Source organism: Zeimonas sediminis (assembly GCF_023721795.1).
In the GTDB taxonomy this organism is placed as follows: domain Bacteria; phylum Pseudomonadota; class Gammaproteobacteria; order Burkholderiales; family Burkholderiaceae_E; genus Zeimonas; species Zeimonas sediminis.
The window spans coordinates 300038-313572 of the sequence record NZ_JAMQYE010000002.1 but is presented as its reverse complement, the minus strand read 5'-3'; the positions used below and the strand labels follow the sequence as shown (position 1 = coordinate 313572).

The 13535-nt window shown below is 69.9% G+C and carries 13 protein-coding genes; 10 read left to right on the top strand and 3 right to left on the bottom strand.

The genetic code is table 11. From position 1 onward, the window contains the following. Positions 1-4 precede the first annotated feature (4 nt). Positions 5-799, top strand: coding sequence for a transglutaminase family protein (locus tag M6I34_RS16855; RefSeq protein ID WP_272486973.1), 795 nt, complete (start codon positions 5-7; stop codon positions 797-799). A 16-nt stretch (positions 800-815) separates the two neighbouring features. After that, on the top strand, positions 816-1559 hold the full coding sequence (locus M6I34_RS16850; protein ID WP_272486972.1) for a proteasome-type protease: 744 nt from the start codon (positions 816-818) through the stop codon (positions 1557-1559). A gap of 58 nt (positions 1560-1617) precedes the next feature. Here the strand turns inward: M6I34_RS16850 and recN are convergent, their stop codons facing one another. Together recN and M6I34_RS16840 are read right to left on the bottom strand one after the other, a co-directional pair. Continuing rightward, positions 1618-3267 carry a DNA repair protein RecN gene (gene recN, locus M6I34_RS16845; protein WP_272486971.1) on the bottom strand — a complete coding sequence of 550 codons (1650 nt, stop codon included), beginning with the start codon at positions 3265-3267 and terminating at the stop codon, positions 1618-1620. 2 nt (positions 3268-3269) lie between these two features. Beyond that, entirely contained in the window at positions 3270-4160 is an 891-nt protein-coding gene (locus M6I34_RS16840) for an NAD kinase (protein ID WP_272486970.1), read from the bottom strand. Positions 4161-4267: 107 nt separating this feature from the next. Here M6I34_RS16840 and hrcA point away from each other — a divergent pair, with 107 nt between their 5' ends. The 7 genes from hrcA (at position 4268) to dnaJ (ending at position 11008) form a co-directional block, all read left to right on the top strand. Next, positions 4268-5314, top strand: coding sequence for a heat-inducible transcriptional repressor HrcA (gene hrcA / locus M6I34_RS16835; RefSeq protein ID WP_272486969.1), 1047 nt, complete (start codon positions 4268-4270; stop codon positions 5312-5314). Positions 5315-5395: 81 nt separating this feature from the next. Continuing rightward, positions 5396-5713, top strand: a complete 318-nt coding sequence (locus tag M6I34_RS16830; RefSeq protein WP_272486968.1) for an NIPSNAP family protein — start codon at positions 5396-5398, stop codon at positions 5711-5713. Positions 5714-5724: 11 nt separating this feature from the next. After that, positions 5725-6834 carry a ferrochelatase gene (gene hemH, locus M6I34_RS16825; protein WP_272486967.1) on the top strand — a complete coding sequence of 370 codons (1110 nt, stop codon included), beginning with the start codon at positions 5725-5727 and terminating at the stop codon, positions 6832-6834. A gap of 181 nt (positions 6835-7015) precedes the next feature. After that, complete coding sequence (gene grpE / locus M6I34_RS16820; RefSeq protein ID WP_272486966.1) at positions 7016-7627, top strand: nucleotide exchange factor GrpE; 612 nt, start codon at positions 7016-7018, stop codon at positions 7625-7627. 98 nt (positions 7628-7725) lie between these two features. Beyond that, entirely contained in the window at positions 7726-9657 is a 1932-nt protein-coding gene (gene dnaK / locus M6I34_RS16815; protein ID WP_272486965.1) for a molecular chaperone DnaK, read from the top strand. Between the two features lie 13 nt (positions 9658-9670). Continuing rightward, on the top strand, positions 9671-9835 hold the full coding sequence (locus M6I34_RS18285; RefSeq protein WP_418953570.1) for a four helix bundle protein: 165 nt from the start codon (positions 9671-9673) through the stop codon (positions 9833-9835). Positions 9836-9874: 39 nt separating this feature from the next. After that, a complete protein-coding gene (gene dnaJ, locus M6I34_RS16810) occupies positions 9875-11008 on the top strand; it encodes a molecular chaperone DnaJ (RefSeq protein WP_272486964.1) in 1134 nt (377 codons plus the stop codon). Positions 11009-11071: 63 nt separating this feature from the next. Here dnaJ and M6I34_RS16805 read toward each other — a convergent pair whose 3' ends face one another. Beyond that, positions 11072-12040: a Bug family tripartite tricarboxylate transporter substrate binding protein gene (locus tag M6I34_RS16805; protein WP_272486963.1), complete on the bottom strand. Its 969-nt coding sequence runs from the start codon at positions 12038-12040 to the stop codon at positions 11072-11074. A 114-nt stretch (positions 12041-12154) separates the two neighbouring features. Here M6I34_RS16805 and M6I34_RS16800 point away from each other — a divergent pair, with 114 nt between their 5' ends. Next, positions 12155-13516 (top strand): MBL fold metallo-hydrolase RNA specificity domain-containing protein, encoded by a 1362-nt coding sequence (locus M6I34_RS16800; RefSeq protein WP_272486962.1) that lies wholly within the window; start codon positions 12155-12157, stop codon positions 13514-13516. Positions 13517-13535: the final 19 nt, after the last annotated feature.

The window sequence follows — 13535 nt, the reverse complement described above, 5'->3', positions numbered from 1 at the left end:
GACCATGCAGCTGACCGTCTTCCACGAGACCACCTACCGCTACGCGGACCCGCCGAGCCGCAGCACGCAGTACATCCGGCTCTCGCCCTATCCGTCGGCCCGCCAGCGCGTGCTCGAGTGGGCGGTCGAGATGCCGGCCCCCGCGCTGGTCATGAAGGACGCCTTCGACAACGTGACCCACGTGCTGGCGCTCGACGCGCCGCCGGCCGAGATCTCGCTGGTGGCCCGCGGCCGGATCGAGGTCGACGAGATGGACGACGGCGAGCCGGCCGGTCGCATCGATCCGCGCGTCTTCCTGCGCGAAACGGCGCTCACCGAGGCCGACGACGCGATCCGGGCCTTCGTCGAGCCGATGCGGCGCACCGTGGCCGGCAGGCCGCTGATCGGGATCACCGACCTGATGAACGCGATCGTCGACCGGATGCCGTACACGCCGGGCGTCACCGAGGTCCACCACACCGCCGCCGAGGCCTTCGAGGCCGGCGCCGGGGTCTGCCAGGACCACAGCCACGTCTTCATCGCCTGCGCGAGGGCGCTCGGCGTGCCCTGCCGCTACGTGAGCGGCTACGTCTACTCGTCCGATTTCGAGCAGGTCGCCAGCCACGCCTGGGCCGAGGTCTGGATCATGAACCGCTGGGTCAGCTTCGACATCAGCAATGCCCGCCATGCCGGCGGCGCCCACGTCAAGCTCGCGATCGGGCTCGACTACCTCGACGCCTGCCCGGTGCGGGGCGTGCGCCTGGGCGGCGGGCACGAGCGCCTGTCCACCAAGGCCTGGGTGCGCGCCGCCGACCAATGAACCCCATCCCGCCTCGATGACCTACTGCGTCGCCATGGCCCTCGACGAGGGCCTTCTCTTTGCCTCGGACTCCCGCACCAACGCGGGCGTCGACCACGTGTCGACCTTCTCGAAGATGTCGGTCTTCGAGACGCCCGGCGAGCGCGCGATCGTGCTGCTGAACTCGGGCAACCTGGCCACGACCCAGGCGGTGGTGAGCACGCTGCGCCAGGCGCTGCACACCGACCGGCCGAACCTGATGAGCGTGGCCACGATGTTCGACGCGGCCACGCTGGTCGGCGATGCGGTGCGGCGGGTGATCCACCACCACTCGACGAGCCAGCTGTCGCAGGCCGGGGTCGACTTCAGCTGCAACTTCCTGGTCGGCGGCCAGATCGCCGGCGACGCGCCGCGGCTCTTCCTCGTCTACGCCGAGGGCAACTTCATCGAGAGCAGCCCCGACACGCCGTACTTCCAGATCGGCGAGAGCAAGTACGGCAAGCCGATCATCGACCGGGTGATCCGGCCGTCGACGCCGATCGACGAGGCGATCAAGTGCGCGCTGGTCTCGTTCGATTCCACGATAAAGAGCAACCTGTCGGTCGGCCTGCCGATCGACCTGGCCTTCGTCAGGCGCGACGAGTGCCGGGTCGGCTTGCGTCACCGGATCGAGCCCGACGACGCCTACTTCGGCCACATCCGGGTCGCGTGGGGCCAGGGCCTGCGCAAGGTGTTCAACGAGCTGCCGGCGCCGGAGTGGCTGGCGGCCGATCGCGGCTGAGCCCGGAGCGCCGAAGACGCGGTGGCGGGCGCTCGGGGAGCGGGCCACCCCGGGGCGTTCAGCCCTGCGCGAGCATCTCCCGCGCGTGCTTGCGGGTGGTGGCGGTGATCTCGGCGCCGCCGAGCATCCGGGCGATCTCCTCCACCCGGCCCGGGCGATCGAGCGGCTCGATCCGGCTCACGGTGCGGCCGTCGGCGGTTTCCTTGGTGACCCGGTAGTGGCGGTGCGCCTTGGCCGCCACCTGCGGCAGGTGCGTCACGCAGAGCACCTGCCGGTCGTCGCCCAGCCGGCGCATCAGCGCGCCGATCGCGTCGGCCACCGCGCCGCCCACGCCCGCGTCGGCCTCGTCGAAGATCAGCGTGGGCACCGGGTTGGCCTGCGCCGCGAGCACCGAGATCGCCAGGCCGATCCGCGAGAGCTCCCCGCCCGAGGCCGCCTTGGCAAGGGGCCGGGGCGTGGCGCCGGCGTGGGCCGCCACCCGGAACTCGACCGAATCCGAGCCCGAGGCCGAGGGCTCGGCCGGCTCGCAGCGGATCTCCAGCCTGCCGCCTGCCATGCCCAGCTCGGACAGGTGCGAGGACACGCCGTCGGCCAGGCGCACGGCAGCCTTGCGGCGGGCCGCCGAAAGCTTGCCGGCGAGCGCGTCGTAGCGCTCGCGGGCCGCGCCGGCCCTGGCCCGCAGGCCCTCGATGTCCTGCGCGGCCTCGAGCTCGGCGAGCCGTCGCCGCATCGACTCGAGGGCGTCGGGGATCTCGTCGGGCGTCATGCGCATCTTGCGCGCGGCTTCGAAGATCGCCGAGATCCGCTGCTCGGCCTGCGCGAGCCTGTCCGGGTCGAGGTCGACCCGGTCGGCATACGCGGAGAGCGTCGAGGCGGCCTCGTCGACCTGGATCGCCGCGCTGTCGAGCAGTTCGATCGCCTCGCCGAGCCGGCCGTCGATCGCCGCGAGCGGGCGCAGTCGCTGGAGAATCTGGTGCAGCCTGCCGGCCAGCGCGTCGTCGCTGTCGGCCAGCGCATCGGCGGCGCCGCGCGTGCCCTCGATCAGCGAAGCCGCGTGCGCGAGTCGCTTCTGCTCCTCGTTCAGTTCCTGCCACTCGCCAGGCGCCAGCCGCAGCCTGTCGAGCTCGCCGACCTGCCAGGCCAGGCGGTCGCGCTCGAGCGCGAGCTCGCGCTGCCCGGTCTCGGCCGCCTCGATCTCGCGGGCCAGCGCCCGCCAGGCCGACCAGGCCTCGCCGAGCGCGCGCGCATCGTCGGTCAGGCCGGCATAGGCGTCGAGCAGCAGGCGCTGGCCGTCGGCCCGCAGCAGCGATTGCGCGGCATGCTGGCCGTGGATGTCGACCAGCCGCTCGCCGAGCTCGCGCAGCAGGGCGGCGGTGGCCGGATTGCCGTTGACCAGCGCCCGCGAGCGGCCGTCGGCGTCGACGACCCTGCGCAGCAGCACGCTGCCAGGATCGCCGGCGAGCTCGCGCTCGGCCAGCCAGGCGTCGAGCCCGGGCTCGCTGCTGAACACCGCGCAGATGTCCGCCCGGCTCGCGCCTTCGCGCACCACGCCGGCGTCGGCCCGTCCGCCCATGGCCAGGGCGAGCGCGTCGAGCAGGATCGACTTGCCGGCGCCGGTCTCGCCGGACAGCACGGTGAAGCCGGGGCCGAACTCGAGCTCGGCCTCGTCGACGATGACGAAATCGCGCAGGCGCAGGGCGAGCAGCATGGTCAGCGGCGTCGATGCTGCAGGATCGGCAGTTCGTGCCAGTTGAGCTTGCCGCGCAGCGTGGCGTAGTAGGTGTAGTCGGGCGGGTGCAGGAAGCGGCTGCGGAAGGGCGCGCGCTGGATGATGATGTCGTCGCCCACGTGCAGGTCGCTGAACACCTGCATGTCGCCTGCCACGCGGGGCTCGCGCCCTTCGACGACCCGGATCGTGATGGTGACGTCGTCGGGCAGCACGATCGGGCGGTTGGACAGCGCCTGCGGGGCCACCGGCACCATGACGATCCCCTGCACCTGCGGGTGCAGGATCGGGCCGTTGGCCGACAGCGCGTAGGCGGTCGAGCCGGTCGGCGTGGCGACGATCAGGCCGTCGGCGCGCTGGCTGTACATGTACAGGTCGTCGACGTGCACCTGCAGCTCGATCATGCCGGCGCGCGACGAGCGGTTGACCACCACGTCGTTCATCGCCAGCGCGTTCCAGACGATCTCCTGGTCGCGCACGACCCGCGCGGTGAGCAGCGTGCGCTCCTCGGCGTGGTAGTGGCCGTCGAGGATCATGCCCAGCGCGTCGTGCCAGTTCTCGAGCGCGATGTCGGTGACGAAGCCGAGCCGCCCGTGGTTGATCCCGACCAGCGGCACCTCGTAGGGCGCCAGCTCGCGGGCGAGGCCGAGCATGGTGCCGTCGCCGCCGATCGCGACCGCGAGGTCGGCGCGGTGGCCGATCTCCTCGGTGTCGGCCGCGTCTTCGGCCCGGCCGATCGACTCGGCGGTGCCGCGCTCGAGCAGCACCGAGAGCCCGCGCCCGCGCAGGTAGTCGCCGATCTGGGCGATCGCCGGCGCGACGCCTTCGGTCTGGTAGCGCCCGGCCAGGGCGACGGTGCGGAACGGGGGTCTCATCGGAGCGCATTACACCACAAGGACCGGGGCGGATCGCGGCCCTCGGCCTCGTGCATCGGGCCTAGGCCGAAAGCCCCCGATTCCGGAACTGGCTCTAAAATGAACGCATGCTCGACTCCCGCGCCCAGACGCTGCTCAAGACCCTGATCGAACGCTACATCGCGGACGGACAGCCGGTCGGCTCGCGCACGCTGTCGCGGCACTCCGGCCTCGACCTTTCGCCCGCCACGATCCGCAACGTGATGGCCGACCTCGAGGAAATGGGGCTGATCGCCAGCCCCCACACCTCGGCGGGGCGGATCCCCACGCCGCGTGGCTACCGGCTGTTCGTCGACACGCTGCTCACCGTGCAGCCGCTCGAGCACGAGCAGACCGAGCAGATCGAGGGCAGGCTGCGCGCCGACGAGCCGCAGAGGGTGTTGTCCACCGCGGCCTCGCTGCTCTCCAGCCTGTCGCACTTCGCCGGCGTCGTCATGACGCCGCGGCGAGCGTCGCTGTTCAGGCAGGTCGAGTTCCTGCGCCTGTCCGAGCGCCGCCTGCTGCTGATCATCGTCACCCCCGAGGGCGACGTCCAGAACCGCATCCTGACCACCGAGCGCGACTACACGTCGTCGCAGCTGATCGAGGCGGCCAACTACATCAACCAGAATTTCGCCGGGCTGGACTTCGGCGCGATCCGCGAGCGGCTGCAGCGCGAGCTGGCCACGCTGCGCGACGACATCACCGCGCTGATGCAGAAGGCGGTCGAGACCAGCACCCGGGCGCTCACCGAAGAGGCCGATCCGGTCGTGATCTCGGGCGAGCGCAACCTGGTCGGCGTGGCCGACCTGGCCGACAACGTCGACCGGCTGCGCCGGCTGTTCGACCTGTTCGAGCAGAAGACCGGCCTGGTGCAGCTGCTCGACGCCTCCAGCCGGGCGCAGGGCGTGCAGATCTTCATCGGCGGCGAGTCCGAGCTGGTGCCGATGGACCAGCTGAGCGTGGTCGTCGCCCCCTACGAGGCCGACGGCCGGATCATCGGCACGCTGGGCGTGATCGGCCCCACCCGCATGGCCTACGAGCGGGTGATCCCGATCGTCGACATCACCGCCAGGCTGGTGTCCTCTGCGCTGAGCCACGGCGCGGCGCCGACCCGAGGCCAAGACACCGGCTGAGCCACGGACGGCCCGGCCGGCCGCGCGCCGCCGCACATTGTTCCCTTCCCCCTTCCCCATTCCCCCTGCCCACCCAAGAAAATGCTGATCGACCACCGCACCTACCAGGTCCACCCCGGCAAGCTCAACGAGTTCCTGAAGATCTACGGCGAGCAGGGCCTGCCGATCCAGAAGCGCTACCTGGGCGAGCCCTTCGGCTGGTTCGTGTCGCACGACATCGGCCCGCTGAACCAGGTCGTCCACATGTGGAAGTACGAGAGCCTGGCCGACCGCGAGCAGCGGCGCGCCGGGCTGGCGGCCGACCCGGACTGGCAGGCCTACCTGGCGAAGGCCTCGCCGCTGCTGGCGTCGATGGAGAACAAGATCCTGCGCCCGGCGCCGTTCTTCCAGCTGGCCTGAGGCGGCGCGCGATGCCCTTCACCTCGGCTTCGGCCTTCGACCACTCGATGCCCGAGCGCACCGCGGTGCTGCTCGTGCAGCTCGGCACGCCCGATGCGCCCGAAACCGCCGCGGTGCGCCGCTACCTGCGCGAGTTCCTGTCGGATCCGCGGGTCGTGGAGATCCCCGCGGCGGTCTGGAAGCCGATCCTGCACGGCGTGATCCTGCGCACGCGCCCGGCCAAGTCGGCGCACAAGTACGCGACGATCTGGACGCCCGAGGGCTCGCCGCTGATGGTGAACACCGCGAAGCAGGCCACGCTGCTGCGCGGCTGGCTCGGCAATGCCGGTCACGAGGTCGACGTGGCGTTCGCGATGCGCTACGGCAACCCCTCGATCCCGAAGGTATTGCGCCAGCTGCGCGAGCGCAACACGAAGCGGATACTGGTCCTGCCGCTCTATCCGCAGTACGCCGGCTCGACGACGGCCACCGCGATCGACGCGGTCAATGCCGAGCTCGCCGGCTGGCGCAACCAGCCCGAGCTGCGCTGGGTGCGCGACTTCCACGACGACGACGCCTGGCTCGACGCGCTGGCCGCCCGGATCCGCGACCAGTGGGAGAAGGACGGCCCGCCCGATCGGCTGGTCATGAGCTTCCACGGGGTGCCGAAGCGCACCCTGCTGGCGGGCGACCCCTACCATTGCGAGTGCCTGGCCAGCGGCCGGCTGCTCGCCCAGCGCCTGGGGCTCGGCCGGTCGGACTGGACGGTCACCTTCCAGTCGCGCTTCGGCCGGGCCGAGTGGCTGCAGCCGTATACCGAGCCCACGCTTCGCGAGCTGGGCAAGTCCGGCGTCCGGCGGGTCGACGTCGTCTGCCCGGGCTTCGTGTCCGACTGCCTCGAGACCCTCGAGGAGATCGCGATCGAGGGCAAGCAGGCCTTCCTCGAGAGCGGGGGCACCGACTATCGCTACATCGGCTGCCTGAACGACTCGCCGGCCTTCGTCGACGCGCTCGGCAGGCTCGCCTTGCGCCACCTGTCGGGTTGGGACACGCTTCGGCCCGATCCGGAGCAGGCCGCCCGGCGCAGCGAAGCGCTGGCGCGCCGCCGCGAACGGGCGCTCGCGGCCGGCGCGAAGGCCTGACCCGGTTTACGGCCGGCGCGCGCGGCTGCGCGGGCGCCCGTGCCGGTCTCGGCCGCCGTTTCCGTGCCGGCGGCGTGCGCCGGGCGGCGGCGCGGCTTGAAATCGCCGGCGACCGCCCCGATATTTCGGTTTTGAGCCGGCGCAAGCCCGGCAAGTCTTTGATTTTTCTCGAGAGGATTGCATGACCGACGAGCAGCGAGCAGGGCCCGACGCGGCTCCCCAGCGTTCCGGAAACGAGACGGCAGCGCAGGCCGAGGCCTCCCGGCCGGCAGCCGGCTCGCAGCAGTCCGGCGAGGGGGCGCCGCCGCCGGGCGCCGACCGGCTCGCCGAGCTCGAGGCGAAGTGCGCCGAGCTCGAGGCGCGGTGCGCCGAACTCAGGGACCAGCACCTGCGCGCGGTCGCCGAGGCCGAGAACGTCCGCCGCCGCGGCCAGGAAGAGGTCTCGAAGGCCCACAAGTACGGGATCGAGTCCTTCGCCGAGGCGCTGCTGCCGGTGCGTGACAGCCTGGAGCTGGCGCTGGCCACCGAGTCGCCGTCGATCGAGAACCTGAAGGAAGGCGTCGAGGCCACCTTGCGCCTGCTCGCCTCGGTCTTCGAGAAGAACAAGCTGCTCGCGATCGAGCCGGCAGGCCAGAAGTTCGACCCGAACCTGCACCAGGCGATCTCGATGGTGCCGGGCAATACCGCCAATCCGCCGGTGGCGGCCAACCACGTGGTGGCCGTGCTGCAGAAGGGCTACCTGATCAACGACCGCGTGCTGCGTCCGGCGCTGGTCACCGTGGCGCAGGGCTGAACGGGACAGGCCGCCGGCGCGCAGCGGTTGCGACTTGAAATCCGGCCCCGAACACGCATCTTGAATCGCAAGTCATCCAGACACTGAGGAATCCACAGATGGGCAAGATCATCGGCATCGACCTGGGAACCACGAACTCCTGCGTCGCGATCATGGAGGGCGGCCAGCCCAAGGTCATCGAGAACTCGGAAGGCGCGCGCACCACGCCGTCGATCATCGCCTACATGGAAGACGGCGAGATCCTGGTCGGCGCGCCGGCCAAGCGTCAGGCGGTCACCAATCCGAGGAACACGCTGTACGCGGTCAAGCGGCTGATCGGCCGCAAGTTCCAGGAAAAGGAGGTCCAGAAGGACATCGCGCTGATGCCTTACGAGATCGTCAAGGCCGACAACGGCGACGCCTGGGTCAAGGTGCGCGACAAGCAGCTCGCGCCGCCGCAGGTGTCGGCCGAGGTGCTGCGCAAGATGAAGAAGACCGCCGAGGACTACCTCGGCGAGGAAGTCACCGAGGCCGTGATCACGGTTCCGGCCTACTTCAACGACAGCCAGCGGCAGGCCACGAAGGACGCCGGCCGGATCGCCGGCCTGGAAGTGAAGCGGATCATCAACGAGCCGACCGCGGCCGCGCTCGCCTTCGGCCTGGACAAGGGCGGCGGCAAGGATCGCAAGATCGCGGTCTACGACCTGGGCGGCGGCACCTTCGACATCTCGATCATCGAGATCGCCGACGTCGACGGCGAGCAGCAGTTCGAGGTGCTGTCCACGAACGGCGACACCTTCCTGGGCGGCGAGGACTTCGACCAGCGCCTGATCGACTACATCATCGCCGAGTTCAAGAAGGAGCAGGGCGTCGACCTGGGCAAGGACGTGCTCGCGCTGCAGCGGCTCAAGGAAGCCGCCGAGAAGGCGAAGATCGAGCTGTCCTCGGGCCAGCAGACCGAGATCAACCTGCCCTACATCACGGCCGACGCCAGCGGCCCGAAGCACCTGAACCTGAAGATCACCCGCGCCAAGTTCGAAGCGCTGGTCGAGGAACTGGTCGAGCGCACGATCGAGCCTTGCCGGATCGCGCTGAAGGACGCCGGCCTGAAGGCCTCGCAGATCGACGACGTGATCCTGGTCGGCGGCATGACCCGCATGCCCAAGGTGCAGGAGAAGGTCAAGGAGTTCTTCGGCCGCGAGCCGCGCAAGGACGTCAACCCCGACGAGGCGGTGGCGGTCGGCGCCGCGGTGCAGGGCGCCGTGCTGGCGGGCGAGAAGAAGGACGTGCTGCTGCTCGACGTGACCCCGCTGTCGCTCGGCATCGAGACGCTGGGCGGCGTCATGACCAAGATGATCCAGAAGAACACCACGATCCCGACCAAGTTCTCGCAGACCTTCTCCACCGCCGAGGACAACCAGCCGGCGGTCACGATCAAGGTCTTCCAGGGCGAGCGCGAGGTCGCCGCGGGCAACAAGCTGCTCGGCGAGTTCAATCTCGAGGGCATCCCGCCGGCCGCGCGCGGCACGCCGCAGATCGAGGTCGGCTTCGACATCGACGCCAACGGCATCCTGCACGTGTCGGCCCGCGACAAGGCCACCGGCAAGGAAAACAAGATCACTATCAAGGCCAATTCGGGCCTCTCGGAAGACGAGATCCAGAAGATGGTCAAGGACGCCGAGGCCAACGCCGAGGAAGACCACAAGCGGGTCGAGCTCGCGCAGGCGCGCAACCAGGCCGACGCGCTGGTGCACTCGGTGAAGAAATCGCTGGCCGAGCACGGCGAGAAGATCGACGCCGAGGAAAAGGCGAAGATCGAGGATGCGATCATGGCCGCCGAGCAGGCGCTCAAGGGCGACGACAAGGCCGAGATCGAGGCGAAGACCAACGCGCTGATGACCGCGTCGCAGAAGCTCGGCGAGATGATGTACGCCGACATGCAGCAGGCGGCCGGCGAAGCGGGCGGCGCCGAGGGCGCGGCCGAGGCCAAGCGTCCGAAGGACGACGACGTGGTCGACGCGGACTTCAAGGAAGTGAAGCGGGACGCTTGAGGAAGGGAAGTCCCTGGGCATCGCCGCCGGGTCGCTGTCAGAGCTCGATACGCTGATCGAGCTCGCGCAGCGACTCGGCTATTTGAACGACTCACAGGAGTTGAGGAAGACGGCGGAAGATGTGAGCGGGATGCTGATGGGTCTGCAGACGTCGATTCGGCGCCGTGCGGAAGCCTGAACCCCTTCTCCCTTCTCCCTTCTCCCTTCCCCGACAGAAATGGCCAAACGCGACTACTACGAAGTCCTCGGCGTCGCCAAGAACGCGAGCGACGATGAGCTGAAGAAGGCCTATCGCAAGCTGGCGATGAAGTACCACCCGGACCGCAATCCGGACAGCAAGGAGGCCGAGGAGAAGTTCAAGGAGGTCAAGGAGGCCTACGAGACGCTCTCCGAGCCGCAGAAACGCGAGGCCTACGACCGCTTCGGTCACGCCGGCGTCGACCCGAACGCCGGCTTCGGCGGCGGCCCCGGCGGTTTCGGCGCCGGCGCGGGCGGCTTCGCCGACGTGTTCGGCGACATCTTCGGCGACATCTTCGGCGGCGCCAGGCAGGGCGGCGGCGGTCGCGCCGGCGTCTACCGCGGCGCCGACCTGCGCTACGCGATGGAGATCACGCTGGAGCAGGCCGCGCGCGGCTACACCACCGAGATCCGCGTGCCGAGCTGGGAGGGTTGCGACGCCTGCGGCGGCACCGGCGCCAAGCCCGGCACCAAGCCGAAGACCTGCGGCACCTGCAACGGACAGGGCGCGGTGCGGGTGCAGCAGGGCTTCTTCTCGATCCAGCAGACCTGCCCGACCTGCCACGGCTCCGGCAAGGTGATCCCGGATCCCTGCACCGCCTGCGACGGCGTGGGCCGGGTCAAGAAGACCAAGACGCTCGAGGTGAAGATCCCGGCCGGCATCGACGACGGGATGCGGATCCGCTCGGCAGGCAACGGCGAGCCCGGGCTCAACGGGGGCCCGCCCGGCGATCTGTACGTCGAGATCAGGGTGCGCGAGCACCCGGTGTTCCAGCGCGACGGCGACGACCTGCACTGCGAAGTGCCGATAGGCATCACCACCGCCGCACTGGGCGGCAAGATCGAGGTGCCCACGCTCGACGGCAAGGCCGAGATCGAGCTGCCCGAAGGCACGCAGTCGGGCAAGCAGTTCCGGCTGCGCGGCAAGGGCATCAAGGGTCTGCGGTCCAGCTACCCCGGCGATCTCTACGTGCACATCGCGATCGAGACGCCGGTGCGGCTCACCGACCAGCAGAAGAAGCTGCTGCGCGAGCTCGACGCGTCGCTGAAGGACCCCCGCCACAGTCCCCAGCACAAGGGCTGGATGGACCGGGTCAAGGAGTTCTTCCAGTAAGCCTCGCCCGGGAACGGCCGAAGGAATCGCAGCGAGCCGCGCGGCAGGTTCACCTGGCCGTTCTCATTCGACGCGCGCGCCCGACTCCTTGACCACCTTCGCCCACTTGGCGATCTCGGCGGCCTGGAACTTCGCAAGCTCGTCGGGCGTCGAGAGGATCGGGTCGAGGCCCAGCTTGGCGAGGCGCTCGGCCACGTCGGGCAGCTTGTAGATCCGCTGCGCCTCGGCGGCCAGCCTGTCGACGACCGCCTGCGGCGTGCCTGCCGGCGCGAACAGTGCGAACCACGATGTCGCCTCGAAGCCGGGCAGGCCGCTCTCCGCGACGGTCGGCACGTCGGGTGCCGCGGCCGAACGCTTCGCGCCGGTCTGCGCCACGGCGCGGATCTTGCCGTCGCGCGCCATCGGCAGCGCCGAGGGCATGTTGTCGAACATCAGCTGGATCTGTCCGCCGACCAGGTCGGGGATCGCGAACTGTCGGCCCTTGTACGGCACGTGCGTCATCTGCACGCCCGCCATCGACTTGAAGAGCTCGCCCGAAACGTGGACCGAGGTGCCGATGCCGGGCGAGCCGAAGGACAGCTTGTTCGGGTTCGCCTTGGCGTAGGCGACCAGGTCCTGGACAGTCTTGACCGGCACGTCGTTGTTCACGACCAGCAGGTTCGGCGTCGAGGCGATCAGCGAGACCGGCGTGAAGTCCTTGACCATGTCGTAGGGCATCTTCGCGAAGACCGAGCCATTGATCGAGTGGGTGCCCACGGTGCCCATCACGACCGTATAGCCGTCGGCGGCCGACTTTGCCACGATGTCCGCGCCGATGTTGCCGCCCGCGCCCGGCTTGTTGTCGACGATCACCGGCTGGCCGAGCTGGGCCTTGTCGCTGAAGATCCGGGCCAGGATGTCCGGCGCGCCGCCGGTCGGGAAGGTGACGACGACCTTGATCGGCTTCGAGGGCCAGGCCTGGGCGCCGGCGATGGGGGCGGACAGGGCCAGCGAGGCGCCGAGCGCCAGGGCCGCTGCGCGGAAGATGCTCATCGGGATCTCCATGACGATGAATGCCGGGAATCGGCGATCGGCAATCTACCAGCGGCGGCATCGTGCGACCATTGAAGACCCGACAGGAACTGCCGACTTCGAAACGCCTCGACGATGAAGCTCACTTTCGCCGGCGCCGCCGACACCGTCACCGGCTCGCGCTACCTGATCGACACCGGCGAGGCGCAGGTCCTCGTCGACTGCGGCCTTTTCCAGGGCTTCAAGAAGCTGCGCGAGCGCAACTGGCAGCCCTTCCCGATGCCGCTCAGGCACATCGAGGAGGTGGTGCTCACGCACGCGCATCTCGACCACAGCGGCTGGCTGCCGGTGCTCGCCCGCAGCGGCTTTCGCGGCCGGGTGCTGGCCACGCGCGGTACCGCCGAGCTCTGCGGGATCCTGCTGCGAGACAGCGCGCGGCTGCAGGAAGAGGAGGCCGAGTACGCGAACCGGCACGGCTACTCGAAGCACGCGCCGGCCGAGCCGCTGTACACGGTGCGCGACGCCGAGCTCGCGCTGTCGCTGATCGAGCCGGTCTCGTTCAACGAGCCGTTCGGCCTGAGCGGCGGGCTCACCGCCGAGCTGGTCCCGGCCGGCCACCTGCTCGGGGCGTCGATCGTGAAGATCCGCCGCGGCAAGCGCTCGCTGGTCTTCAGCGGCGACCTCGGGCGCAGCCACGACCTGCTGATGAGGCCGCCCCGCACGATCGACGGCGCCGACACGCTGGTCGTCGAGTCGACCTACGGCGATCGCAGGCACGTCGACGAGGACACCGTCCAGCTGCTCGCGAAGGTGATCGTCGAGACCGCCGCGCGCGGCGGCACGGTCCTGATCCCTTCCTTTGCGGTCGGGCGGGCGCAGTTGCTGATGTACGCGATCTGGCTGCTCAAGCAGCGCGGCGAGATCCCCGATCTGCCGGTGTTCCTGGACAGCCCGATGGCGATCGACGCCACGAAGCTGTACCGGCGCTTCCGGCACTACCACCGGCTGTCGGCCGACGAAACCGCAGGCATGTTCCAGGTCGCGAAGCTCGCGAACACGCCCGAGCAGTCGAAGGCGATCGCGGGGGTGCACGTGCCGTCGATCATCATCTCGGCCAGCGGCATGGCCACCGGCGGCAGGGTGCTGCATCACCTGAAGCGGCTCGCGCCCGATCCGGCCAACCACATCGTGTTCGCGGGCTTCCAGGCGGGTGGCACCCGCGGTGCGCACATGGTGGGCGGCGCGAGCGAGGTCAAGATCCACGGGGAGTGGTTCCCGGTGCGGGCCTCGGTCACCCAGCTCGAGGGCTTCTCGGCCCATGCCGACGCCGACGAGTTGATCGATTGGCTCGCCGCGATCAAGCGCCCGCCCGAACAGGTCTGGGTCACCCACGGCGAGCCGGAGGCCGCCGACGCGCTGCGCCAGCGCATCAGCGAAACCTTCGGCTGGCGGGTGCGCGTGCCCGAGCATCTCGAAACGGTCGACCTCGCGTTGTGAGGGATTTCCCGGCGCTGCT

Excerpts from the sequence above, each read along its gene's own strand:
- M6I34_RS16805 (WP_272486963.1), bottom strand. The coding sequence starts at position 12,040 with ATGAGCATCTTCCGCGCAGCGGCCCTGGCGCTCGGCGCCTCGCTGGCC.
- hrcA (WP_272486969.1), top strand. The coding sequence starts at position 4,268 with ATGCTCGACTCCCGCGCCCAGACGCTGCTCAAGACCCTGATCGAACGC.
- recN (WP_272486971.1), bottom strand. The coding sequence starts at position 3,267 with ATGCTGCTCGCCCTGCGCCTGCGCGATTTCGTCATCGTCGACGAGGCC.
- M6I34_RS16855 (WP_272486973.1), top strand. The coding sequence starts at position 5 with ATGCAGCTGACCGTCTTCCACGAGACCACCTACCGCTACGCGGACCCG.
- grpE (WP_272486966.1), top strand. The coding sequence starts at position 7,016 with ATGACCGACGAGCAGCGAGCAGGGCCCGACGCGGCTCCCCAGCGTTCC.
- hemH (WP_272486967.1), top strand. The coding sequence starts at position 5,725 with ATGCCCTTCACCTCGGCTTCGGCCTTCGACCACTCGATGCCCGAGCGC.
- M6I34_RS16830 (WP_272486968.1), top strand. The coding sequence starts at position 5,396 with ATGCTGATCGACCACCGCACCTACCAGGTCCACCCCGGCAAGCTCAAC.
- dnaJ (WP_272486964.1), top strand. The coding sequence starts at position 9,875 with ATGGCCAAACGCGACTACTACGAAGTCCTCGGCGTCGCCAAGAACGCG.
- dnaK (WP_272486965.1), top strand. The coding sequence starts at position 7,726 with ATGGGCAAGATCATCGGCATCGACCTGGGAACCACGAACTCCTGCGTC.
- M6I34_RS16840 (WP_272486970.1), bottom strand. The coding sequence starts at position 4,160 with ATGAGACCCCCGTTCCGCACCGTCGCCCTGGCCGGGCGCTACCAGACC.
- M6I34_RS16800 (WP_272486962.1), top strand. The coding sequence starts at position 12,155 with ATGAAGCTCACTTTCGCCGGCGCCGCCGACACCGTCACCGGCTCGCGC.
- M6I34_RS16850 (WP_272486972.1), top strand. The coding sequence starts at position 816 with ATGACCTACTGCGTCGCCATGGCCCTCGACGAGGGCCTTCTCTTTGCC.